Origin of the sequence: Methylorubrum sp. Q1 (genome assembly GCF_004683995.1) — a bacterium.
In the GTDB taxonomy this organism is placed as follows: domain Bacteria; phylum Pseudomonadota; class Alphaproteobacteria; order Rhizobiales; family Beijerinckiaceae; genus Methylobacterium.
The window spans coordinates 1-1,084 of record NZ_SRHQ01000088.1; the positions used below are offsets into that span (position 1 = coordinate 1).

At 58.5% G+C, this 1,084-nt stretch carries 2 pseudogenes; both read right to left on the reverse strand.

Features of this window, described 5'->3' with window-relative positions:
* Positions 1-460, reverse strand: a pseudogene (locus E4V01_RS25375) (Hint domain-containing protein); the annotation flags it as partial.
* A 362-nt stretch (positions 461-822) separates the two neighbouring features.
* Positions 823-1,084 (reverse strand): annotated as a pseudogene (locus E4V01_RS25380) (hypothetical protein); the annotation flags it as partial.

Consider the following 1,084-nt stretch of genomic DNA (forward strand, 5'->3'; position numbering starts at 1 on the left):
CCTGCAGATGCTCGACCGCCACTTCGCCGCGGCTCGTCAGGATCCGCGTGCCCGACGCGAAGCAGAGAGCGAAAGGCGCGGACGAAATCGTGACCGGCGTACCGGGTTCGAGAGACTGGTTCGAGTACAAGAGGTAACTGTATTCATTCCTTGCTATTGAAAAAGTCCTTGCAACAACGCCGCCTCCATTCGCAATTTGTCCAACATATTCTCTGTTTGTGAAAGTAGTTACTCTTTCGTTGATGTTTTGTACGGCCTGCATGTTATCGTTCGGACTGTCGCCAAGCACGGCGAGGTCGTCAGCGCCGCTTGCCGCCGGCAAATCCGTCAAAGTGAAGGTGCCGACCGTTCCCCCGCTGCTGCCGAAGGGGCTGGTCTGATCAAACCCCGCACCGCCGGTCGGAGAACTCAGCGAGTAAAGGCGCGTGAAAGATTGAGATGGCGCAGATGTCGATGCCATGATCCGTCCCTTTTTATGTCAGTGAAAATACTTCCACATGTCCAATTTGCTGCGAATCTGGCGCAGAATGGGAGCCGCGGCAGGGCCATGAAATGGACAGGCTTTGAGGAACCCGCCGCTCCTGATCGCCATCCGCTTCTGCAAAAGGGATCGTGCCAAGACATGCGATAGGATCGGTCGCGATTCCGTGTGTGTCACACACTTACGGCTGTCGACCTTTCTTTGCCGGCGGCAGCGTAGAGGGCGTTTTGTAGGAGGGCCGAGAGCTGTATCGGATCTGATTACATCAGGCCGGTGTCTCTCGGGCCCTGTTTCGAGGCGGATTTCTTGACGAGTCTATTTTCACATCGTCAGAATGCACTCTAAGCAGCCGCGAGAGCACTCCGAGCCGAAGTGTAAACCGGTGCAGCGAGCGAGAGAGCGTCAAAACAGCGGCTTGGAACCATGCCCGATTGCCATGCGATCGGGAAAGTCTCCGAGACGACGCCATCGGCTTCGGTCCACGCGCAATGGCCGGTCAGCGTCTCGAGGAAGAGACCGTCGATGCGGGCGCGCTCGGCCTCGACGAGCGCGCCGTCGACGGCCACGGGGCGACAGCGGCCCGAGAGGCCCGGAGGCACGAAA